Source organism: Pseudomonas sp. NLJ1 (assembly GCF_049486705.1).
In the GTDB taxonomy this organism is placed as follows: domain Bacteria; phylum Pseudomonadota; class Gammaproteobacteria; order Pseudomonadales; family Pseudomonadaceae; genus Aquipseudomonas; species Aquipseudomonas inefficax.
Genome location: NZ_CP137735.1, coordinates 4831220 through 4854294, shown reverse-complemented (window position 1 = coordinate 4854294; position 23075 = coordinate 4831220). Strand labels below are relative to the sequence as shown.

The window sequence follows — 23075 nt, the reverse complement described above, 5'->3', positions numbered from 1 at the left end:
AGGCGCCCCCCGTGCCGCACTCAACATGTACCGACGATAACCCCCTGCTCGCGCAATCCCTCCAGCAACGCCAACCCCTCTTCCACACCACCTCCCAGCGCCTCCAACCGCGCCCGCCCACTGCCCTGCTCCAGTGCCAGCAACCGGTACGCCAGCGGCGCCAGGCGCGCGAAGCGCACCTTCAACTGCCCATCGCGATAAACCAGCAACAAGGTCGGCGCCGCTGGCGCGACCGCTGGCTGGTAATCCGCCCCGATACGTTCCACCGGCCAACGATAGGCCAACACCCGCGCCACGCACGACAACAGCGGCTCCCCTTCCAGCAGGTCGCCTGCCGGGTCATGGGCCAGGTCTTCGGCATCGCTCAGATACAACTGCGCCTCGACCCACTCATAGTGCGCCAGCTCCAGCTGCCAGGGCGCATCCAGTTCGATACCTTGCAGGTAATCGACGAACGCTTGGGCAATCTCGGTAAACAACGGTGTCTGGCTGCGATAGTTGGCATAGAAATCCCGCACTCGGGCATGCCAGCGCTGCTCGCCCAATGCCTGGCGCATCACCGGAAAACTGCCGGCCAGCAAACCTTCGATAGCACCATAGAACAATTCGCGGTATATCTTCAGGCGGCGGGCCTCCACGCCCGGCGGCGGTGCATGCCGCTGCGGGTCACGCAGGTACCGGGCCAAGGTGTACTGCTGCTCTCGCAAGGTCTCATTCATTTGCCTGCCCTCCCGAGGTTCTTTGCACTGCACGAATGCGCGCCGTTTCGGCAAGCAGTTCGGCCAGCGGCGGGTAGTTGAAATCACGTTCGAGCACGGTCGGTTGCACACCGAAGCGCGCACAGGCGACCGCGTACAACGCCCACACATCTTCCTTCACCGCAGCCCCGTGGGTGTCTACCTTGAGGTCCGGCGCTTCATCGTAATGGCCAGCCACGTGCATGCCGGTCACCCGCGACAGCGGCAAGCCGGCAAGGAATTCGCGGGCGTCGTAACCGTGGTTGCAGGCATTGACGAAGACGTTGTTGACGTCCAGCAGCAGGTCGCAATCGGCCTCATCGAGTACCGCACGGATGAACTCGAGTTCGCTCATCGCCTGGTACGGCGCGGCGTAGTAGCTGATGTTTTCCACGGCAATACGCCGCTCCAGGTATTCCTGGGCCTGGCGAATCCGCGCGGCTACATGGCGCACCGCTTCGTCGGTGAATGGAATGGGCATCAGGTCGTACAGGTGCCCGTCATCGCTGCAATAGCTCAGGTGCTCGCTGTACAGACGCACCTGGTGGCGATCGAGAAACTGGCGGGTCTGGCCAAGGAAATGGCGGTCCAGCGGCTCGCTGCCACCCAGCGACAACGACAGCCCGTGGCAGGTAATGGCAAAACGCTCGGCCAACTGCGGCAGGCCCTTGCCATAGGCACCACCCACGGCAATCCAGTTTTCCGGTGCGCATTCGAGAAAGTCCACGGTGCCAGGTTCCAGGGCCAGCAGTTCCGGCAACAGGCCACGGCGCAGGCCAAGCCCTGCCTGTAAGGGAACAGAGGATAAAGATGTGGGGTGCATGAACAGCTCTCCGCAACAGGCACAACGCCCCGCCTGACCAGCAGGAGGGGCGTTGCGCGGTTCATGGGGTAGAAGGTCAGGACTTGCCAGTCAGGTGGCTGAACAAGCCTTCGGGCATGGCCTTGCCATTGGCCTGGTAGATCGCCTTGAGGTGATCCGCGGCCTCCTGTTCGGAGATGAAGCCATCATGGTTGCTGTCGATCTTGTCGAAGTCGCCGGCACGGTCCTTGGCCACCGCCAGGAACTCGTCGCGCGAGACCTTGCCGTCGTGGTTGCTGTCGGTCTTGGCGAACGAGGCATCACCACACTTGCCCTCGCCACACTTGCCTTCGGTACCGGCCTTGGCGCTGGCGCCGCATTTGCCCTCACCGCATTTGCCTTCGCCTTGGGAGGCCTTGGCGCTGCCACCACATTTGCCCTCACCACACTTGCCCTCGCCGGCCACCTTGGCCGAAGCCAGCTGGTAACCCTGGGCCAACGGCTCGACGGCGAAGGCGCTGCTGCTCAATGCCATGCTGCCGATCAGGGCTGCGCCGAGCAGGCCGAGAGTGTTTCGTACTTGAGTCATGGTGTCGCTCCACTGTGGTTGGAATGTGGAGCCATTAGGCCGTTGCGGTATGTCGTGGATGTATCGCGCGGGATGCAGTTTTGTATGGGAATGGGTCTGCGGCGTGGGCAGATACAGAGGGATACACAGCGGCCCCAAGGTGCGTTGGGGCCGTTGTGCCGGGTCAGTCTTCCAGCGGCTTGGGTGGCGCGGCCGGCTTGGCGGGTTTGGCAGGCTTGCTGTCCTTGGCTTTTGCTTCCGGTACCGCGGCAGCCACAGGCTCGGGTGCCGTCACGGCCTTTTCGCTGGCAGGCAGTTCATCGACCGCCTTCAAGATCACCTGCGGATCGATGGCTCCGCCCTCCTCGTCGTCCTTGAGCATGTGCCGCTCGCCGTCCTTGCCCACCAGGATCACCTTGGTGCCTTTGCTGGCACCCAGCTTCAACTCGCGGATCAGGGCCATGGTGGTCTGCTGCTCGAGGTTCTTGTCCTCACGCTTGCCCATCATGTTGGCAACGCTGTAGAGCACCAGATTGCGCTCTTTGAAGGCGGCCTGGGTGGCCGGGTCCTTGAGGGCCTCGTTCAACCCCCGCAACGTCGGGTCGGCGCTGCTGGGCGCAATGACAACCAAGGGCCTGGCCTTGCCCAGTTCCTTGGCCAGCGGCGCGTCACTGTCGGCGGCAAACACAGGGCCGACAAGCGCGAGCAAGGTGGCGAGGGTCAATGACCGGACGAGCATGCGTATCTCCTTATTCTCTCGATAAACCAGAAGACTACAGATCAGAGCGAAAGATCCGACGAGCGAGCGTAAACCACCCAGAGGCCTCCATGTTCAATGAACAGTAACCGGCGGTTACCAAGTGAGATCATTCCCCTTCCCGAGCCGAAAAAGTACCTCTGTCACTTGTAGCTTGAGCATAGTCCAACGCGCCCTTGTCATGCCGGCCGTTGCAGAGCCTTGATGGTCAATTGAAGCTCGGTCTCCTCGGTCCACTGCCTGCTTTCCGCCATCAACCTGTCGGTGTCCTCGGCGCTGGCATCCTCTGCCAACTGGCTCTGAAACCTTGGCGGCACTTCCAGTTCGTATACGTAACGTTTCTCGAGAAAACTTCTCCAGAACGGTTGCTGGAGCATCCACGCTGCGACCGTTTCCTCTGTCTCGTTACGCCTTATCTCATCACTCACGCGCGCCACCGACACGTCGTTAAGGCGCGGGATCCCCGCGTGGAGCATGCTCCGCGCGTTGTCAGGCAGGTCCAGGTCCTCGCGCAAGCGGATCGAATAGGCCAGCGCCCATTCAATCGACTCATTGCCCGCACCTACGGCCTCAGCGTCGCGAAAGGCGATGAAGTCAACCTCCTTTTGCCTCCACAACTGCCGTGCCAGTTTCACCAATGCTCGCTCCTTGCGACCAGAAGGGGCAGCCTGCTCGGCAGCCCACACAAGACAGCGGATTTCAAGCTGCTGGAAGACCACCGTAGCGTTGTCGGCGCAGTTCTCGATCAATGCATTGGCGAAGATTTCATTGGCCAGTGCTTGTGAATCAAGGAGCTTTTCCATCAAGGCCAAAACGCGTGAAGCCAGCATTTCCCCATATCGAGGATGAAGGAAGTCTTTCGAGCGCGTGAGCTGTGCCAGCAGCTGCAAGAAGTTCGTCACCCCATCCATCTGCTCGATGCTGACCCACAGGCTACCCAGATCTTGGCGCTTTTCACCGTCCAGCCGGTCCAACCAACGCAGCTTGTAAGGGACTGAACTAGTCTCCGGAATTTCCCAGGCCTCCTGCACCGCTTCAGTCTGGTGCACCGACACGGGATTGTCTGACAGCGCCACGTAGCCGGTCTGCCACAACCGGGACTGGGTGAAGTCAGGGGGCAACGAGGTGATGACGTTGCTGGAAGCGTCGAGCATGTACAGCCTCTCACACTCCATGATGCCCTCGGGCAGTAATGCCAACCCTGTATTGCGCAAGCGCAGCTCGGCCAACTGGTCCATCTGAGCCACCGAAAAGGTCATGCTCAATCGGTTGTCCGAAAGATTCAGGTAACGTAACCGTCGGCAGAGCGACAGCACTTGAGCTTGAGGCAAATCCAGCGAAATGCGATTGCCGGACAAATCGAGTATGTGCAGTTCATTAAGCAACGTCAGACTGCCTGGCAGCCGTCGCAACCGGTTGTAGCTCAGTTCCAGAGACGTCAGATTGGGGAATGAAAGCAGGAATCGCTCCGGCACCTCCTCCAGCAGCAGGCTGCGCAGGGAAAGTTCGGTAACATGCGGGAAGGTGAAATGTGGCCCCAATTCAGGCAATGAGCGCAGGTCATGCCCGCTGTAGTGCCAAGTTACAGACAGCCGTTGATTCTCAGGGGTAACCTGATCGGGCACCCGTTCCCGCCAGCATTGCATGATTGCTTTGCGAAACCGCTTGCGCTCGGTTCGCTCACCGGCCAGCACCCCTTTCAGCGTCCAGTCTTTCAGGTGCTCGTTCAATCGGCGCGCCTGCTCTTCGAGCATACCGAGCTCAGTGTCGGTATCGCGCCCCGAAGCGTGCAACGTGGTCAGCCAGGCTTCGATCTGCTCATCACTGTACGCTGGGTAAAGATCACGCAGACGCGCCTCAAACGCCCGGGGTCGAGATGCAGGCCGGGCAACGCGCCCCAGGCCGCCACCCAGCGGGTAGCCGACCCTGCCATCCTCCAGGCGCATTGGCGTCAGCAACCATGGCTGTCGAGGGCTTTTGCCCAACACCTGAGCGATAACCTTGCTGTTCCCGGGCATTTGCCGGGCCAACACTGCTCTCAAGCCCGGGCCGTAGGGCTCATCGATACCGAGTGCCGCATGATCAGCCGGGGCAAACGCATCCGCCAAGGTCTCGAACAGCTCGCCGGGGCCGCGCAGCTCGAGGCCTAGCGCGTCCTCAAGTTCGAACCGCCCGTTGTAATGCACCAACCTGTAGTTCTGCCTGTCGCCAGCGGTAGTCATTATCGGCCGCGGGCTATCGCCGTCGTACAGCCGCCAGCTCGGTCTGACCCTACCGACATCCAGAGTCTCCAGCAGAGTCAGTGCGACCTTGGCCTGGTCCAAGGTCTGGGGCGTATCGATGAACAGCGCCTCGCAGGCGCGCGCAACACGTATGCGCAGTACGCTTAGCCTGGCCCTTTCGACCAGGCGAAACGGCACCGTGCCGCTGACCAGTTCCTGAAACTCTGCACCTTCTGCCGAGAGCCCATCCACAAGCTCGCGCGCCGCTCGGCGATGCAGGCTCGGGAATGCCCTGCGCAACGTAGCCACCGCCGCATCGTCTGGCTCCTGCTGCCCGTCATACACCAGTTGAAACAGCTGGCGCCGCCTTGTCGAGACCTGCGCTGCCAATGCTGGCCCGTCGAGCTCGGTGACACCCGACAAGGCGCGCGCCTCCGCCAGCAACAGCGCGTCCTCTGGCACTCGCCCAAGCTGCAGTTCGTTCAGCAGGGCCCGCAGCCGGCGGTCGATCAGCAGCCGCTCTACGGTATCGACCAGCTCGGCCTCAGGCGGCCGGCCGTACACATGCAACGCCCGAAGATGATCTGTATCCAGGGCATGGAGGGCCATGGCCTGGTCAATCTGCTCATCATCCAGGCGAGCGAAACGCTCACCCAGGCGGCGGAACATCCAGTGCTTGTCTGTCCAGCTGGCAGGTTGCTCGGTCCAAAGCCGCCAGGCACCGGCGCCATTATGACGCAACAAAGGTCCATGGCCACCTCGTGGCGCCAGTTGCCACTCTTCATCTGCGCGCTGGACGATTTCGTAGTAACGGCCGTCCATGAGCATCCAGCTTCTGTCTTGTGCACGGTAGATGCCCATGGCGTCGGCCACCGCCCCAGCGGGAGGAGCAGCGCTACGGAACGGTAGCAGGTCTCCATTCCAGAGTTTCTGGGTCCCGTTTTCCAGGCGCGCTGGCAACCACCGGTCCAATTTGGCCCAGGCCCGACTAGCTTCCCGCCATATCACAGCGGTGGCACCAACCACGGCCAGGTCTTTGGTTACGCTGAGCAAATGGTCCATTGCTGCATTGGTATCACCCTCGCGCCAGTCTTCCACCGCCTGGAACAGCTCGCCCAGCAGGTCCCAGATCATTACCGCCAGCAGCAGTGTATTGAGTGCGGGGACGAACACGCCCGCCACCATGGCCAATGTCCATCCCTCGGCAGCCAACCTTTGCTGATGTGCTTCCTGGGCCTGGCGATCCAGGTCTGACACGGGCGTGGCTATAAGCGCGGCATCATCCTTGATGTGAGCAATGCGCGCGGAGGCAAGGTGCTCGAACAAAGGCAGCGGGTAGTCCTGCATGTGCTGGTCCATTTCCCGAGTTGCCCAATCGGCAACGTCCACCAGTTCCTTGGCAACCTTGCAGAAGAACTGCTGGCTGTCACGTCGTCGTACAAAACGCCTGAAGAACGACTGATAGCGCGTATCCCGCAGACGCTTGCCCAGTACCTTGCGGGTGAAGCTTTCCAGATCGGGGCTTACGCTCCAGGGGCCATTGGGGTCATCAGGAATGTAGACAATGACTTTGCGGCTGGCGTTGAACAGCCAACCTTCGTGAAGTACCTCCAGTATCACGATCTGTTGCAAATCACAGCCGAACGCCTTGAGTTGCCGGGCCACCACTTTCGATTCGTAGAACGTGCCGAGCCGTCCGTTCTTGCACAGGTCCAGCACCAGGTCCAGTTCGGCGGCACTCAGTATTCCATCGCTTTTGGCCTTGCACGCATCGATCAACATGACCGAGCTGTACAGTTGGGCAAGCGTCGAAGCCATGCTGCGCCAGCCGCGCGCCTGGGTGCTCGGTGCTTTGAGCACGGTGTCCAGATGCTCTTGATAGCGCCTGCCCAGATCCAGCTGACGGCACACGCGTGCGAAGGCAGGTGCGGTTGGTGAGGTGAGCCGTTGCGACAGGCTGTCGACGATGCAGTTGTCCTTGTGCTGTTCGTTTCGCCCCTCGCCGGGCGTGAAGTTGTCCAGTGCCGCCTCGATCAACGGCACTTCGAAATAGTCCTTGTCCGCTACCGGGTAGCGCCCCCACACAGTGCCCTGGCTTGGAGCTGTGTAGGTGTACCAACGCCTGAAAAACATGCCATCTACATTTTCCCGGATGCCGAATTCTTTTTGCATGGCACGTTGAAGCAACGGCTTGACGAAATGGTCGATACCCTCGATTCGCGCAAGCTCCTTTGCCAGCCACTGTCGACAGGCCAGGCTGTCTTTCAACGCATCGCGCAATGCAGCATGCTGTGATTCATACAAACCGTTGACCGGTATGTTCTGCTCGGTCGGCGATACGATACGCAGCCGGAGAATCCATCTGGGCAGCCGCTTGACGATGAGGCTGTCCTGATAAGCCTGCTCCATGGCCAGCGTATCGGCAGTTGGCGGTAGTTCCTGGCGGGGTGTAGTCACGTTGTTGCGCCTCGGGCTGATCCAAAGGCCCGACATTAGACGCAGGCTCGGCAAGCGATTAGCTAGATAGCTACCACCCCTTCAGAACAGCGCCAGCTGCTGGCCGGTCACCCCTTCGAAACTGTCGCCAACGAACGGCAGGATGCCATCGGCCACCGGCTGCAGCTGCCAGGTCAGGTCAGGTCAGGTCAGGTCAGGTAATGCTACCTGGGCGCAGCCACCGGTATCATCACAACCGCCAGGTGGCGGCCCATTGCCTCCCGTGTCAGTTGCTTGGTCACATTGAGTTCCCACTGTTGCACGCGATCCTGAAGCCGGTCGATGTCCGCTTGCGCTGCGTCGCGCTCGACCAGCCCTTCCAGTTCGGCATGAAAGAAGTGCGGCGTACTCAGGCGCGTAGCGAAGGCGCGTGCCAGGTGCTCCTTCCAGAACGGTGTGGTCGATAGATAATCGACCAGCGCGTCCCTGGACTGGGCAACCCGCACCAGCTGCGCGGCGGCGTCGATATCCTGCCGCGACAGGTTGGCAACGCCGGGGTTGAGCATTTCGTCGTGCTCGACAGGCAGGTCCAGGTCGTCGGCCAGCGCCAGCCGGTAGGCCAGTGCGAACTCCAGTGACTCATCAGGCCGGCCGGCACGCACGGCGTGCAGGCCGCCTACCTGGTCGAGGGTATCCAGTCGCCAGCATTGCCCGCCCAGATGCAACAGCGCCCGCTCCGGGTCTTCGCCCACGCTGCCGTGTAGTGCTTTCCATTTGCGCACACGTACTTCCAGGTCGCTGAAGCGCAATGTTGCATTGTCCTGGCAGTGCTCGGTCAGCGCATGCGCGTACAGTTCCGTGCGCAACAGTGGTTGTTCGCTCATGGACACCAGCATGCGCAGCACCCTGAGTGCCAGGTAGCGGGCCAGGAATTCCTGCTGGAAATCGGCCGAACTGGTCAAGCGCTGCAGCAGGTGAAAGAAGTCTCTCGACGCCTCCTGGCCATTGAGCTTGCCCCAGATATCGGCCATGCGATCTCGTTTAGCGGGGGACACCAGGTCGACCCAGCGCAGCATCGTCGGCACCTGGTCTTCGAGCACCTCATTCCAGCTATCTTGGTCAAGCAGCAACGGGTTGCCCGCCAGCCGGACCCGCCCCGCGTGCCACAAGTACGAGCGATAGAACCCGTAGGGCAAGGTGCGGATCGCATTGTGGCTCACGTCCAACGTATGAAGGTGCGGCGCTTCCACGACCCCGGCAGGCATCTGTGTCAACTGCGTCCCCCGCAGCATCAGGGCATTGAGCCGGGGCAGGCCTGCCACTGACAGCGCAGTGCGCAACGGGTTGTGGGACAGGTTGAGGTAAACCAGCGAGCGACAGGCCTGCAGCAGGGCCGGCATGCCGCCCTCGGGCCCGATCTGGTTGTTCGACAGGTCCAGCACCTGCAGGCGCTCAGCCATGGCCTGGGTCAACGCCAGCGTACGCAGTCGGCAATTGGTGATATTCAGCGTTCTCAACGTGGAGAAGGCGTGCAGAAACGTATCCGGCACGGTGTTTATCTGCAGTGACCGTAATGCCAGGTCCGACACATGCGCGAAGCTGACCGTCGCCGGGATAGCCGGAAGCGCATCCAGGTCACTGCTGTAGCAACTCAGCAAATAGCCCCGGTCTGCCTCGACAGCCCCCAGCTGTCTGGGCACCAGGTAGCGCCAACAGTCAACGAGGCCTCGAGCGAACTCGCGACGCGCCTTCCAGGCCCAGGCTTTGACCGTACCCACCTGCCAGCCCTTCAGGGTCTGACGCAACGTGCCCAGCTGTTGTTTCAACTCGGCCAGCTCCGTGGCGGGGTCACGTTGCGACGCCCGCAACCGTTCCAGCCAGTGCTCGACTTCGTCATCGTCGAAGCCCGGGTAGAGGTCACGCAGCTCGGCGGCCAGGTTCCTGACCACAGCCCGGTCCAGGCCCAGGCACTGGCGCCAGCCACTCAACGGGTAGCCGATGCGGCCGTTGGCCAGGCGTTGCGGCAAGAACACAGCGCCGTTCGAGGGCCTGATGCCTAGCACTTCGGCGATCACTTCCCGCTGTTGCGCCACCCGCCGCGCCAGCTCGCTGCGTAGCTGCAAGGCGAACGGTTTGCCAATGGCCAGTGCCGCGCGCTGCTCACGGGTATAGCCGCTGGCTATCTGCTGGAACAACTCCCCCGCTGCGCCCAACGGCCCCTGGTCATCGCTGAGATGGAACAGGCCGTCCCGGAACCTGAGCTGCAACTGCCGCCCGCCCCCATGGGTGCCGAGCAGTGGCGTACCGGCGTCACCGTCGAACAATTGCCAGTGCGGACCGATGTCCACGCCAGGCATGCGGTCTAGCATGCCCAGGGCGAAGCGCGCAAGGTCCAGGGTTTGCGGCGTATCGAACACCAAGGCTTCGTGTACACGTATGCAGCGAATACGTTTGACTAGTGCCGCAGCCGAGATCCACAGGTCGTCCGGGCTTGCCGTAGCCAGCAGGTGTTCCGCTGCCAGCCGGTGCAGGCTGGCAAAATCGCGCTGTAACGCCTGCGTATCGCCGGTCACCGGGTACTGTTCGTAGTACAACTGCCCCAGCAACGAACGGCGACGGTTCCACAGGTAATCGGCCAGCTCGTCATTCGCCACACCCTCTGTATCCTGCCAGCGCTGTGCCCGGGCAAGCAGTGCCGTATCGGTCACCGCCCCGCCTGCGCGCAGCTGGCTGACCAATACCTTGATGCGATTCGCCAGCCTGACCCGGCTGACGGTGTCCACCAGGCAGGCATCCGCCGCCTGCCCGCAGACATGCAAGCCGCGCAAGTCGTCCGGTTCCATCCCATGAATGGCCAGCACGTGATCGATCTGGTCGCCTTCCAGTTGCTGAAACTCACCGCCCAGCCGCCGGAACATGGCGTGCGTGTCATCCCACTCCACCGGCTGCTCGCACCATACCCGCCAGGCACCGGCGCCGTTGTGGCGCAACTGGGGCCCGTGCCCTTGCCTGGGCAGCATGCGCCATTGATCGTCGTCGCCTTGTACCACTTCGTAGAAGTAGCCCTGGATGTTCACCCAGCGACGCTCACCCAGGCGATACACACCCTCGTCATCGGGCTGAGCTTGCAGCGCTGGCGGCTCGGTGCGAAAAGGGGCCAGGTCGAAGCGCCAGAGCTTTTCGCTGCCATCCTCGAGCCGCGCCGTGACCAGTTGCTCGACCAGGTCGGTCTTACGCATCACCGCGCCGGCCAGCACGGAGGTGATACCCACCGTGATGAGCGTCCTGGCGATGTTCAACAGGTGCTCGACCGCAGCACGGGTATCGTCCTCTCGCCAGCTTTCCACTGCATGGAATGCGTTTTTGAGCATGTCCCAAGCCATGGCAGCCACCATCACCGCACCAATGGCCGGCACGAACACCCCCACTACCCCTGCCCCAGCCCAGGCACTGGCCACCAGACGTTCACGCTGTGCCTGTTGAACGCCGCTGTCGATCATGCGCACCGGTACCGCGATGAACGCCGCGTCATCCTTGATCACATCGATACGCGCCTGTGCCTGATGGTCGAACAAGGGCAAATTACAATCAGCCAGGTGCTGCTCCATATCCCGCGAAACTGCTTCGGTCACATCCGCAAGTTCGTCGGTAACCCGGGTAAAAAAACCGGCCTGATCCCGCAGGCGCACGAAACGCCTGAAGAAACGCTGGTACTGAGGGTCGGCAAGGCGTTTGCCCAAGGTCCTGCGAATAAACGTGTCGAGATCTGGCGCGGCACACCAGGGGCTGACCGGGTCGCCGGGCAGGTACACCAGCACGCGTCTGGTGCTGGTAAAACCCAGTGTCGTGCGGGTGACATGCAGCACGATGACCTGCTCCAGCGTGCACCCAAAGGCTTGCAGACGCCTGGCGGCGACTGGGTCGCCCTCGAACCTGCCAGGTGCGCCGCTGTTGCACAACCCCAGGATCAGAGCCAGTTCTGCAAGGGTCAGGGCCGCCTCGGTCATTGCCTTGAAGGCATCTACCTGCATGTTCGACACCAGCTGCGCCTTGAGCGTGGCTTGCAGGCCCTCGGCCCCCTTGGCGGGCGGGTACAGAACGGTATCCAGGTGCTCTTGGTAACGCCCCCCCAGGTCCAGTTGGCGGCACATCTTGGCCAACGCCGGCGCGCTCACCCCCGGCACCATCAAACCCGCCGCATCCACCAGGCAGTCGCTACGCGGCAGGTTGCCCGGTCTCGCTTCATCCTCGGTGAAATTGGCCAGTGCAGCGTCGACAAGTGCGATGTCGTAGTGATTCTCTTCCTGTTGCGCCAAGTGGCCTGTGGCCAGTTCGGGATCAGGCGAAACGGTGAAGTAGGTGTGGCGGTAGAACAACGTATCCGGGTCGTGCAGGGAATGCAGTTTCTCCTGCAACGCCCGCTGCAGCAGCGGTTTGCAGAACGCGTGAATGCCTTGCAGCGGCGCCAGTTGGCGCTGCAGGCGCTGGCGGCAGTCGAAACTGTCTTGCAGGGCCTGCAGCAGCGTCGTCAGTTGTTCTGCTGTGACCGAAAAATGCGACTGCGACGCCCTGTCGGGGCTTGCCAGGCGCACCCCGCTCAGCCAGGCCGGCAAGCGGCGGGCAAGGATGCCGTCCTGAAAGCCTCGCTCCAGGTCCAGGGTGGTGGGTAATGCTCGGGTCGGATTCAGACGGTTCTGCATGTCGCGCCTCCAGGGTAAAAGGAGGTGCGAAACTAGTAGCTGCCACTGGCCAGCGAGTGTTAGCCAGGTACCACCGCGTCAGAACAACAGGAGCTGGCGATCGGTCAGCGCAGCGAAATCATCCCCCACGAACGGCAGGATGGCATCGGCCACCGGCTGCAGCTGGCGGCTCAGGTAATGATCGTAATCGATGGGCGCCTGTGGGTTCTCCAGCGGCTCGGGCCCCGCGGTGGTCATCAGGTAGCTGATCCAGCCGCCACGCTGGTACTGCTTTGGCCGGCCCAGGCGGCTGTTGTAGTCATCTGCCAGGCGCGCAGCGCGCACATGGGGGGGCACGTTGCGTTGATAGTCGGCCAGCGGCCGGCGCAGGCGCTTGCGGTACACCAGCAACGCGTCCAGTTCACCGGCCAGCGTCTGCCGCACGTAGTCACGCACGTAGTCGCGGTACGGCTCACCACGGAAGATCCGCGCGTACAGCGCTTGCTGGAACTGCCGGGCCAGCGGCGACCAGTCGGTACGCACCGACTCCAGGCCCTTGTAGACCATCTGCTCGCTGCCATCGGCCCGCTGCACCAGCCCGGCATAGCGCTTCTTGCTGCCTTCGTCCGTACCGCGGATGGTTGGCATCAGGAAGCGCCGGTAATGCACCTCGAACTGCAGCTCCAGCGCGCTTTCCAGGTTCATCTGCTCGCGCAGGTGTTCGCGCCACCACTGATTGACTTGCGCCACCAGCTCGCGGCCAATGCGTGCTGCAGCCTCCTCGCCGTGGGCGCCCTTGAGCCAGACGAAGGTGGAGTCGGTATCGCCGTAGATCACCTCGTAGCCCCTGGCTTCGATCAGTGCACGGGTCTGGCGCATGATCTGGTGGCCGCGCATGGTGATCGACGAAGCCAGGCGCGGGTCGAAGAAGCGGCAGCCGCTCGAACCCAACACTCCGTAGAAGGCATTCATGATGATCTTCAGCGCCTGCGACAGCGGCGCGTTGCCCTCGCGCTTGGCCGCTTCCCGGCCCTGCCATACCCGCTCGACGATGGCCGGCAGGCAATGCTCGCTACGGGAAAAACGCCCACCCCGGAAGCCTTCCACCGAGTGTTCATCGTCGGGCAGGCGCAAGCCTTCGACCAGCCCCACCGGGTCGATCAGGAAGGTACGTATGATCGACGGGTACAGGCTCTTGTAGTCCAGCACCAGCACCGAGTCGTACAGGCCCGGGCGTGAATCCATGACGAAGCCACCGGGGCTGGCCTCGTCGGGGCGGCTGCCGAGGTTGGGGGCGACGAAGCCCAGGCGGTGCATCTGCGGGATGTACAAGTGGCAGAACGCGGCCACCGAACCACCGCTGCGGTCCACCGCAAGGCCGGTGACCGAAGACCGCTCCAGCAGGAATTCGAGCAGGCGGGTGTGGGCGAAGATGCGCGTCACCAGCTCGCAATCCTTGAGGTTGTAGCGCGCCAAAGCCGGCTTGTCCTCGGCGAAGCGGCGGTTGATTTCATCCATGCGCTGGTACGGCGTGTCGATGGCCTTGCCTTCACCGAGCAAGGTCTGGGCGACACTTTCAAGGCTGAACGACGGGAAGCTCCAGGTCGCCGAGCGCAGCGCCTCGATGCCGTCGATCAGCAGCCGCCCCGGGGCATCAGCGAACACGTGGCCACCACCGGCATGGCTGCGCAAGGTCATCGGCGCGCCGTTGCGCCCCAATGCCAGCGGTACCTGCAGCAGCTTGGCGTGCTCATGCAGCAGGCGCAGGTCGAACTGGATCAGGTTCCAGCCGATGATTGCATCCGGGTCGTGCTCGGCCATCCACTGGTTGAGGCAGGCCAGTATGTCGGCGCGGTCGGCGCAGTAGTGCAGGTCGAAGTCGAGGTCATCAGCCGTGCCGTTGGCCGGCCCGAGCATGTACACCTGGCGCTGGCCACAGCCTTCCAGGGCAATGCTGTACAGCTCGCCCCGCTCGCTGGTCTCGATGTCCAGCGACACCAGGCGCAGCGGCGGGCGATAACCCGGCAGGGGCTTGAGCTGGGCATCGCAGAACACGCCTTGGGCATCCGGTTGGCCGGTGAACTGCACCGGGGCGGTGATGAAGCGCTCCATCAGGTAGCGCTCTGGCGGGCGAATATCGGCTTCGAACACCTCGATACCGGCCGTGCGCAGGCGTTGCTCCAACTGCATCAGTTGCCGGTGCTGGCGGCAGTACAGGCCCAGCACCGGGCGCTGGTCAAAGTCCTTCAGCTGCAGCGGCCGCAACTCGACACCGGCTTCGTTGGCCAGCAGCACCCGCGCATGTGCTTTCTGCGCCTGGGGGATGAATGCCACCGATACCTGTGGCGCCAGGCGCAGTTGTCGTGGCCCCTGGTCGGTGGCCAGCCAGAATTCCACGCAGGTGCCTTCGGGCGTGTCATGCCAATGTCGGGTCAGGACAAAGCCCTGCTGCAACTCCACCGCGTCGACCTCTGAATCGTTTGTCCAGGGGGGATTCTACCTCCATGGCGGCTGTTTGCGCTGGGCATGCGCCATGCATGAAGAGCGACTGCCTTACCTAAAACCTTGAAACCGATACGGTCGATGTGGGAGCGGGTTCACCCGCGAACACCGGCGCAGCCGGTGCCATCCATCACGTCGCTCGGTTCAAAGGCCTGCCTGTGACCACTTATTACATCCCCAACACCCTGTAACGCCACGAGTCGAACTTTCCTACACATTTTTCGGAAGCCGGACTAGCGACCCGGAACCCTTGCCTCGTTAGTGTCCGGTGCTTGCACCCCGTGCAATTCACCACACGTGCCCGCATGCGCCAGGAGGCTGCATGCCGGCGTTCACCTGCCCGATGGAATGAACAGCAGGAACACTAATGAGCGCACAACACACTCTACGCGTTACCCCAAATACCCTCACTCCAGCCTGGATGATTCATCCCGTCACCTGGGGTACCCACCATGGATAAATGCTCCGGCGTCGTCGCCCCCACCGAGACCTTCGACCAGGACGATGTCGGCGCCAGCACCGAATTGCTGGCGCAATGGCTGACTGACCTCACCGGCCATCTGGTCAACTGGCGCACCGTCATCACCGTCGCGGAGGTAATGCCCGTCGCCGGTTCGGTATTCGCCGCCACCGACGCCATCGGGGACATCATCAGCCTTGTCCAGGGCACTCCGGAATACCGGGCCGACCTGTTCAACTGGGTTGGCCTTGGCATCAACCTGTTCGCCATTGCACCGATACCCGGCATGGGTCCCGCTCGCAAAGTGATGCGGCCGGTGTTGAAGTCCGCGAGGGCTTCCTCCAAGGACGGCATGGCCCAAGCCCTGCTGATCGCGATGGAAAACGCCCTCGCCGACGTCTGCCGGGGCGACCTGGAAAACTTCGTCAAGGAAATCGACCGGCAGTTACAAACCATCCTGGCCGGCTTTGCGCAGAAGGTCGTGGATATCTGCCAGTTCTTCGCAGACCTTATCCGCTCGGCCGCAGACGGCACCGTCAAAAGCACTGCCCTGACCGTTATCTTCCCGGGGTTACGCCTGGTTGCCGAAGCCTCCGATTACGCCAAACGCAAAACCGGCTACGGCTTGAGCAGAGACCAGCTTGGCCTGGGGCCGGCCCCAAAACTGCTGGCACTGCTCGAACCCATTGCGCTCAGCCTGGAAAGCCTCGGCCGAATGGCAGGTAACAAGATCGCCCAGATCGGCAACAAGGCCACCCCAGGCAGCCTGGCGGCGATCCTGGATGCGTTGAAGCTGGCCCTGAGCAAGCGCAAGCCTGTAGTGATGCGGGCCAACGTGAATGTCGACGGCAGGGTCACCCAAGTGCGGCGCGTTCACCCACAGAACGGCACCGAAGCAGCCGCGCGGCAACGCCCTGCCCGTGCCGACCCCAACTGCCGCAAAGCCGGGGTCGCCGGCGGCACAGGATGCAGCATCAGTTTTGCCCTGGGCAGCGAAACGATCAGCCACACGGACTTCGCGCTACCCGGCGTGTTTCCCATCAACTGGAACAGAACCTATCGCTCGACTCTAGGCGCCTACGACCATAGCCCGTTCGGCGCCCGCTGGATCACGCCGTTCTCCAGCCGCTTCGACCTGACCGGGGACACGCTCGTCTACCACGGCATCGATGGCCGTAGCCAGCACTACCCCTTGCCTGATGTCAGCAAGCATCACCACGACCCGATCGAAAACCTGTGGGTCGGACGACCAGAGGCTGACAAGCTGGTGCTGGCGCGCGGGCATGTGATGCATGAGGTGTACGTGCGCGACGGTGACCAGTTCCGGCTGGAGCTGATCTCGCATCAGGGCGGTGCACGCATCGCACTGTTCTATGAGCACCGCCATGCCGACCGTTCTGTGCTGTCCGACCTGGTGACCTACCAGTACGAAACCGCCCATCAGCACATCCACACGCAACTGGACGATCACGGCCGGATCGTCGCCCTGTGGTTGATGCGTGATGGCCAGCCAGAGCGTCAAGTCGCTGGCTATGAATTCGATGCCCAGGGCGACCTGCGCAGTGCGCGTGACGAACATGGCGCGCAATGGACCTACCAGTACGCCCATCACCTGATCACCCGCTACACCGACCGTACGGGCCGGGGCATGAACCTTGAATGGGTCGGCGAAGGCTCCGACGCCAAGGCCATCCGCGAGTGGGCCGACGACGGCAGCCTGGATACCCGATTGAACTGGGACCCAGATATTCGCCTGACCCGCGTGACCGATGCCAACGGCAACCAGACCCAGCACTTCTATGACAGCTTGGGTTACACCTACCGCATCATCCACCCGAATGGTGACGAAGAATGGCTGTACCGTGACAGGGACAAGAACGTTACCCAGCATGTGCATACTGATGGCACCGCTGATCACTACGTCTATGACAATCGCGGCAATCTGCTGCAGCACACACGCCCGGACTACACGACCGTCCACCACGCCTACGACGACCTGGACCAGCGCTTCAAGACCCGCGATGCCGAGGGCGGCCTGTGGAAGTACGATTACGACCAGCGCGGCAACATCATCGAAACCCAGGACCCACTGGAGAACAAGACCCTCTATACCTACAACAGCGACAACCTGCCCATCGCCATCACCGACGCCAACGGCGGTGAGAAGACGTTGGCCTATAACCCTGATGGCCAGCTGACGAGCTACACCGATTGCTCAGGCAAGACCACGCAGTGGAAATACAACGCGTTGGGGCAACTGGCCAAACTGATCAACGCCGCCGGCGAGGTTACCGAATACCAATACGAAGCAGGTCAGCTGGTGTTGCTCATCCACCCGGACAAGACCACCGAACGCTTCGAACGTGATGCCGAAGGCCGCTTGCTCAGCCATACCGATGCCCTGTATCGCCGAACCGCCTGGACCTACAACGAAGCAGGGTTGATTCACCAGCGCCACAACGCCAACGACACCACCCCTCACCTACCACTGGAACAAGCTCGGCCAGCTGGTACGCCTGCGCAACGAGAACAACAGCGAAGCCAGCTTCAAATATGACCCCGTCGGGCGGCTGCTCAAGGAAACCGGCTTCGACAAAGAGACCACTCACTACCTCTACGACAACGGCAGCAACCTGCCCACCCGCCGCGTGGATGGCGACCGGACCACGCACTTCGAATACGACCCCATGGGCCGGCTCATCCAGCGCAAGGCCGCTCGGCGTGGCGGTGACAAGTGGGAGGTTGAAACCTTTGCCTATGACGGCAATGGCAACCTGCTGGCGGCCAACAATGAGGCCTGCAGGCTGCAATGGTTCTACGATGCTGCCGGCAACAACACGCGCGAGCATCAGTGGCTGGATTATCTGGTCAAGCCACAGGTTGCCGTGTTTAGGCATGAGTACGACGCCCTCAACCAACGCATCGCCACCACCCGCCCCGATGGGCATCGGGTCAGTTGGCTGACCTACGGCAGCGGCCATCTTCTGGCGCTCAAGCTCGATGACCAGGAGCTGATCAGCTACGAGCGAGATGATCTGCACCGGGAGATCGGCCGCGTGCAAGGCAATGGCCTGGTCCAGCGCCAGACCTGGAGCCCGAATGGCCAGTTGCTGGAGCAGACACTGGTTCGCCAAGGTGAATCCAGACGTATCGCGGCGCGCAGCTACCGCTACGACGAAGCCGGCCAGCTGTGCCACATCGACGACCTGAACCGTGGCGACCTGCACTATCGCTACGACCCGGTTGGCCGTTTGCTTGAAGCCAGCCGCAATTACGAGAAGGAAACCTTCGCCTTCGACCCGGCGAGCAACCTGCTGGACCCCGAGGCACCACCCAATCCTAATCCGCACTCGCCGCACAAGTTGATGGACAACGTGCTGCGCAGCTACTGCGGCACGCAGTATCGGTACGACGAGCGCGGCAACCTGCAGGAGCGGATTGAGAACGGCAAGACAGGCAAGTTTACCTGGGACCTGTATGACCGGCTGCGGCGCTACGAGGATGAGCGGCTGGTTGTCGAGTTCGGGTATGACGCGTTAGGCCGCCGGGTGTACAAGGACTCGCGCTCGAAGTACCGCAAACGGTTACAAGCAGGGCCGGTCTGGAACGAGAATGCGCGGCGAGCGCTGGATGACAAGCTGGGCTGTGATCTGACGCTGTTCATCTGGGACGGCGATACGCTGGCGTTCGAGCAGCGCGGTCGGGATGGTAAGGGAAAGACCACGCACTATGTGTTTGAACCGGGGACCTTCGTTCCTGTGGCACAGGGAGTGATGAATCATATTGAGGAGATGCTGCATCAGCCGAGCTATGATTTCCCCTATAACATCAACCGGGATCCGGTATGGCAGGAAAAACCAACGCCGAAGCCGTTTGACACTCTTGGCTGGTACCAGTGTGATCAGCTCGGCACTCCAATGGAAACTACCGGCGCCAGCGGCCAGGTATTTTGGAAGGGAAGCTACAAAGCCTGGGGATCCACAGCAGATCAGATCAGTATCGACCCGCCAGAGAATGGATACACCAATATCCGCTTCCAAGGTCAGTATTTCGACATCGAAACCAAGCTCCACTACAACCGATATCGATATTACGACCCGAGTATTGGCCGCTTTGTAGGCAGAGATCCAATTGGTTTCTCCGGCGGGTTAAACATCTTCATCTTTGCAGTCAATCCAGTCCAGTGGATTGACCCATACGGGCTTAAGAAGAAAGCCGTATCCTCTTGCTGCCCAATAGAGATTGACCCCTGCGCCGATGACGGCAAGACTCACATCGTATATCAAGCTCCAGACCCAAAACATACCGATGCAGACGGAAATCCATTAATTTATACAGGAAAAGCCTCAGGCTACGGGGTACCAACAAGCGTTCTCAGTAGACGTTTCAGCGGTGGCCATCACCGCAAAATTGACCTAAGTTCTGTCACTATCATACACACTACAGACTCATATGCAGCGGTAAGGGGCATTGAGCACATGGAAAAGGTTCAACTCGGAGACAGAGCGACCAAACAGAATAACCCTATTGGGAATCGAAATAAAAACAAACCGACCTATATAGAATGTGCAGAAAGGCACCTATCAAAATGAAATCGAAAAAAATTAGAATTATTACCGGAGACGTATTCGCGGTTCCACTGTCAACACGAGAGCCGCTTTACGGCTATATCCGGGCATATCAAGACCCCGACATAGCAATTCTCCCCATAATCTCTAGAGAAATATTATTAAACGCTTCAGACTTTGCTGATCTAACATCTTACCAAGATGTCCTGACCATACGAAAGCCCATGGAGAGCGGTGAATGGCCAAGAGTCGTAAATATTCCATTCCCAAACGAAGACTCAGCATGGCCACCCCCAAGGAAGCAGGTATCTGAGATCAGGCCCGACATTCGCCTAGTTGTATCAAAGGGACAGCTTATTCCAGCCAATGTGTTTGGAAAATTCGACGAACTCCCGCCGCTTATCAAACTAAATAGCGAGGCACTCATCGAGAGAATTCTTGAGCTTTCAGAGAAATTCAAGCTAATTAATATCCATGACAGCAAGTGACCCAGAACCATGACATCTCAGGAACTAACACCAGACGGCAGCGTCCATCGCTAAAGTGCGAAAAACAAGCGGAGGCGGCGGTATGGCATTTCACCAAAAATCCTGTACCGCCGCCCCCAACTCAAGCCAGCGGTGAGGAAATACCTTGGGTCAGCTGGCCAAACTGATCAACACCGCCAGCGAGGTCTTTGCGGCCCGATCGGGACACTAGGCCGCTTCTGAAGCAAAGGCGCGCCCCCTTCGCCTCGACCTCGATATTGTGCCGGACAAAAAAGGCGATCGCGCGCGTTGGCACAGGCGTTACTGGCCAGAAACAGATGTAGGAGCAGCCTTGTGCTGCGAAGCGCCGCGCGGGCGGCGCTCGATCTCACAGGCGCTGAAAATGTAGTGCCGGACACATAGTAGCCCTGACTCCAACCTCTCGCCCTACACCCCACAGCCAACAAAGCCATCCTGTAAGACATTTCTGAACATGAAACCAAATGCTTCAGAATGAACCCGCTTAGGAATTATCCTACGCGCGCTGCCGAACTATCGCTGTTGTCGGGGAAACACCTCACGGATAACGTTTCCGGGTCGCTTCGGTGACCGGGCATGAGAACCCGACAGATAAGCTAGCAGCACCTCTATGGTGGCCGTACGTGGGCGGGCTTTCGCCTGGCCGGGTCTTTGCTAGCTTCTTCTCGGCTTTCTCACACCCGCGTACGGCTGCCACCCTCAAATCCATGAGAAAGATTCGGGTGGTAGTTCCTTTGTGCTAAGAAGCTGGAATTACACAATGAAAAAGATCGTCCCCAATTCACCACGCCGTCCCGTCAATACCCCGTTCTTCACCGTCAAATCCGACATCTACCCTCCCCACGCCCTCGCCCACGTCATCGAACTACTACGCGGCGTTATCGATACCCTCGACGAACACTGCCGCACTTACGCTGGCGAGCCCGGCCTGTGCAATGCCTTGCATGCAACTGAAATCGCTCACTCGCTGGTAGCGCATTCACATGCGTGGCTGTTCGGCGCAAAGGAAAAGGAAGAGGAGTGACGACATGACAGACGAACCCAAAGTCATCCTCACCATCGGCGCAGAGACCTTCCTCGAGGTCGGCAACCCGCCGATCAATCTGCTGCGGGTCCAGCCGGGCATTCCTATTGATGATGCCTACGAGCAAGTGTCGATCCTGCTGAGCTATATCAAGCACCTGCTGCGCGAAGGCGATATGGAGGACGACCACAAGTTCCTGGGCGCCGCCGATTACCTCACGACACTGGCCAAGGCCTTGATGAACGAGGTTGAGCTGACCAAGAATACCTTGCGCTGAAGCTCAGGGATTTTAAAGGCAACTGCCTTACATCAATTTCCTGGCCTTGCGCGGGCTTTTGGAGCAGCCTTGTGTCGCGGAAAGGCTGCAAAACAGCCCCAGCACTTGTGCGTTTGCGCTGGAAACCTGGGGCTGCTTCGCAGCCCTTTCGAGACACCAGGCCACTCCTACAGACCGGAGCAGCTTCTGTAGGAGCTGGCTTGCCAGCGATAGTGCTGTGACAGGTACTGCCCGTCTAGCGGGCTCCCAACACAAACCCACTGCGACGCCCAGCCCAAGCCAGCAGCCAGGCCAGCGCGATCAGCCCCAACACCACCCCGGCAAACCACTCTACCCCCGCCCCGTTCAGCAACAACCCGCCAATGATCCCACCCAGGGCGATGGCGCTGTTCCATACCGTTACCAGTATCGATTGCGCCACATCACCACCCTCGCCCGCAGCATCGGCGCAGGCAGTCTGCAGGAGGGTCGGCGCACCGCCGTAGGTCACGCCCCACAAGGCAATGCTCAAGTACATCGCCCACGGCGACGCCTGCCCCATTACCAGCGTGGCCAAGGCAAAACCGGCCAGGCTCAGCAGCACCAGGGTTCGCAGATGCCGGTCGACCAGCAGCCCCACCAAGCCGATTCCGGCCATGGCCGCCAGGCCGAATACCATCAGCACCGGACCGATGTCGGCAGCCATGCCGGCCGACGCCAGCAGTGGCACGATGTAGGTGTAGAGAATGTTGTGGCCAAGGATCCAGCTGAGGATTACCAACAGCACGATCAACACCCCCGGCGTGCGCAACACCTGCAGGGCCGCAGGGCGTTTACCAGCGGCATGCCCCGGGTAGTCCGGCACCGACCGCAGTACCCAGGCTACCAGCAGCAGCGCCACCACCGTGACCACCACGAAAGTGGCCCGCCACCCCAGCCCCGCCCCCAGCCAGGTGGCTATCGGCAGCCCGAGCGACAGGGCAATGGGCTGGCCGAGCATTGCCATGGCCATGGCCCGGCCCTGCAACGCCACCGGCACAATGCGCCGGGCATGGCCGGCAATCAGCCCCCAGGCCAGCCCGGCCGCGGCGCCAGTGAAAAAACGCAGCACCAAGGTCAAAGTGTTGGAAGTCGACACGGCGGTCAACCCGTTGAACAACACGAAACCCACGATCGCCAGCAACAGCGCACGGCGGCGGTACCAGCCCTGGGTCAGGGTCACCAAGGGGATGGCGGTCAGCAACGAGCCGAGGGCATACGCCGTGACCCATTGCCCGGCCATGGCTTGGCTGATGTGCATGCCATCGGCGATCTGGTCGAGCAGGCCGGCCGGCAGGGTTTCGCTGAGGATGGCGATAAAGCCGGTCATGGCCAGCGCCAGCAGCCCACTGGTGGGCAAGCGTTCGCTGCCGTTGGCCAGCAGCGGTGCGGAAGATGTCTGGGACATTGCAGATGCCTTGATTGGAAAACGAGGCGAACAGTCTGCAAGCCAAAAGCATTATGGAAAAAGATGGGTACAATGCCGCTTACCCAGGACGTCAATGTCCGCAATCAGGAA

13 protein-coding genes are annotated in these 23075 nt (G+C 61.2%); 5 read left to right on the top strand and 8 right to left on the bottom strand.

Features of this window, described 5'->3' with window-relative positions:
- Positions 1-20: 20 nt before the first annotated feature.
- The 7 genes from R9B85_RS21935 to R9B85_RS21905 all read right to left on the bottom strand — a co-directional run bounded on the left by R9B85_RS21935 (position 21) and on the right by R9B85_RS21905 (position 14661).
- Positions 21-719: a DNA-binding domain-containing protein gene (locus R9B85_RS21935; RefSeq protein ID WP_423770555.1), complete on the bottom strand. Its 699-nt coding sequence runs from the start codon at positions 717-719 to the stop codon at positions 21-23.
- Positions 712-1560 carry a DUF692 domain-containing protein gene (locus tag R9B85_RS21930; RefSeq protein ID WP_112252385.1) on the bottom strand — a complete coding sequence of 283 codons (849 nt, stop codon included), beginning with the start codon at positions 1558-1560 and terminating at the stop codon, positions 712-714. The genes R9B85_RS21935 and R9B85_RS21930 overlap by 8 nt, the downstream gene beginning before the upstream one ends.
- A gap of 76 nt (positions 1561-1636) precedes the next feature.
- Complete coding sequence (locus R9B85_RS21925) at positions 1637-2128, bottom strand: EF-hand domain-containing protein (RefSeq protein ID WP_112252384.1); 492 nt, start codon at positions 2126-2128, stop codon at positions 1637-1639.
- A gap of 163 nt (positions 2129-2291) precedes the next feature.
- Positions 2292-2846, bottom strand: a complete 555-nt coding sequence (locus tag R9B85_RS21920) for a DUF4174 domain-containing protein (protein ID WP_112252383.1) — start codon at positions 2844-2846, stop codon at positions 2292-2294.
- Positions 2847-3043: 197 nt separating this feature from the next.
- Positions 3044-7543 (bottom strand): NEL-type E3 ubiquitin ligase domain-containing protein, encoded by a 4500-nt coding sequence (locus R9B85_RS21915; RefSeq protein WP_423770554.1) that lies wholly within the window; start codon positions 7541-7543, stop codon positions 3044-3046.
- A gap of 203 nt (positions 7544-7746) precedes the next feature.
- The gene (locus R9B85_RS21910) at positions 7747-12222 is read right to left on the bottom strand and encodes an NEL-type E3 ubiquitin ligase domain-containing protein (protein WP_423770553.1); all 4476 of its coding nucleotides are present in this window, start codon (positions 12220-12222) and stop codon (positions 7747-7749) included.
- 78 nt (positions 12223-12300) lie between these two features.
- Positions 12301-14661 (bottom strand): DNA polymerase II, encoded by a 2361-nt coding sequence (locus tag R9B85_RS21905; protein ID WP_112252380.1) that lies wholly within the window; start codon positions 14659-14661, stop codon positions 12301-12303.
- 494 nt (positions 14662-15155) lie between these two features.
- Here R9B85_RS21905 and R9B85_RS21900 point away from each other — a divergent pair, with 494 nt between their 5' ends.
- The 5 genes from R9B85_RS21900 (at position 15156) to R9B85_RS21880 (ending at position 21538) form a co-directional block, all read left to right on the top strand.
- Positions 15156-17720 (top strand): DUF6531 domain-containing protein, encoded by a 2565-nt coding sequence (locus R9B85_RS21900; protein ID WP_423770552.1) that lies wholly within the window; start codon positions 15156-15158, stop codon positions 17718-17720.
- Positions 17721-17850: 130 nt separating this feature from the next.
- The gene (locus tag R9B85_RS21895) at positions 17851-19755 is read left to right on the top strand and encodes an RHS repeat-associated core domain-containing protein (protein WP_423770551.1); all 1905 of its coding nucleotides are present in this window, start codon (positions 17851-17853) and stop codon (positions 19753-19755) included.
- Complete coding sequence (locus R9B85_RS21890) at positions 19752-20219, top strand: hypothetical protein (RefSeq protein WP_146742839.1); 468 nt, start codon at positions 19752-19754, stop codon at positions 20217-20219. Before R9B85_RS21895 ends, R9B85_RS21890 begins: the two co-directional genes overlap by 4 nt.
- Positions 20220-20997: 778 nt before the next feature.
- Positions 20998-21261: a hypothetical protein gene (locus R9B85_RS21885; protein ID WP_112252378.1), complete on the top strand. Its 264-nt coding sequence runs from the start codon at positions 20998-21000 to the stop codon at positions 21259-21261.
- Between the two features lie 4 nt (positions 21262-21265).
- Positions 21266-21538, top strand: coding sequence for a DUF3077 domain-containing protein (locus R9B85_RS21880; protein WP_112252377.1), 273 nt, complete (start codon positions 21266-21268; stop codon positions 21536-21538).
- 235 nt (positions 21539-21773) lie between these two features.
- On the opposite strand, the gene R9B85_RS21875 is transcribed toward R9B85_RS21880, so the two are convergent.
- Entirely contained in the window at positions 21774-22964 is a 1191-nt protein-coding gene (locus tag R9B85_RS21875; protein ID WP_112252376.1) for an MFS transporter, read from the bottom strand.
- Positions 22965-23075 lie beyond the last annotated feature (111 nt).

What these genes read in the sequence shown, in the direction of transcription:
- R9B85_RS21895 (WP_423770551.1), top strand. Translation starts at nt 17,851, where the DNA reads ATGGGCCGGCTCATCCAGCGCAAGGCCGCTCGGCGTGGCGGTGACAAG.
- R9B85_RS21930 (WP_112252385.1), bottom strand. Translation starts at nt 1,560, where the DNA reads ATGCACCCCACATCTTTATCCTCTGTTCCCTTACAGGCAGGGCTTGGC.
- R9B85_RS21890 (WP_146742839.1), top strand. Translation starts at nt 19,752, where the DNA reads ATGAAATCGAAAAAAATTAGAATTATTACCGGAGACGTATTCGCGGTT.
- R9B85_RS21900 (WP_423770552.1), top strand. Translation starts at nt 15,156, where the DNA reads ATGGATAAATGCTCCGGCGTCGTCGCCCCCACCGAGACCTTCGACCAG.
- R9B85_RS21925 (WP_112252384.1), bottom strand. Translation starts at nt 2,128, where the DNA reads ATGACTCAAGTACGAAACACTCTCGGCCTGCTCGGCGCAGCCCTGATC.
- R9B85_RS21875 (WP_112252376.1), bottom strand. Translation starts at nt 22,964, where the DNA reads ATGTCCCAGACATCTTCCGCACCGCTGCTGGCCAACGGCAGCGAACGC.
- R9B85_RS21880 (WP_112252377.1), top strand. Translation starts at nt 21,266, where the DNA reads ATGACAGACGAACCCAAAGTCATCCTCACCATCGGCGCAGAGACCTTC.
- R9B85_RS21935 (WP_423770555.1), bottom strand. Translation starts at nt 719, where the DNA reads ATGAATGAGACCTTGCGAGAGCAGCAGTACACCTTGGCCCGGTACCTG.
- R9B85_RS21920 (WP_112252383.1), bottom strand. Translation starts at nt 2,846, where the DNA reads ATGCTCGTCCGGTCATTGACCCTCGCCACCTTGCTCGCGCTTGTCGGC.
- R9B85_RS21885 (WP_112252378.1), top strand. Translation starts at nt 20,998, where the DNA reads ATGAAAAAGATCGTCCCCAATTCACCACGCCGTCCCGTCAATACCCCG.
- R9B85_RS21910 (WP_423770553.1), bottom strand. Translation starts at nt 12,222, where the DNA reads ATGCAGAACCGTCTGAATCCGACCCGAGCATTACCCACCACCCTGGAC.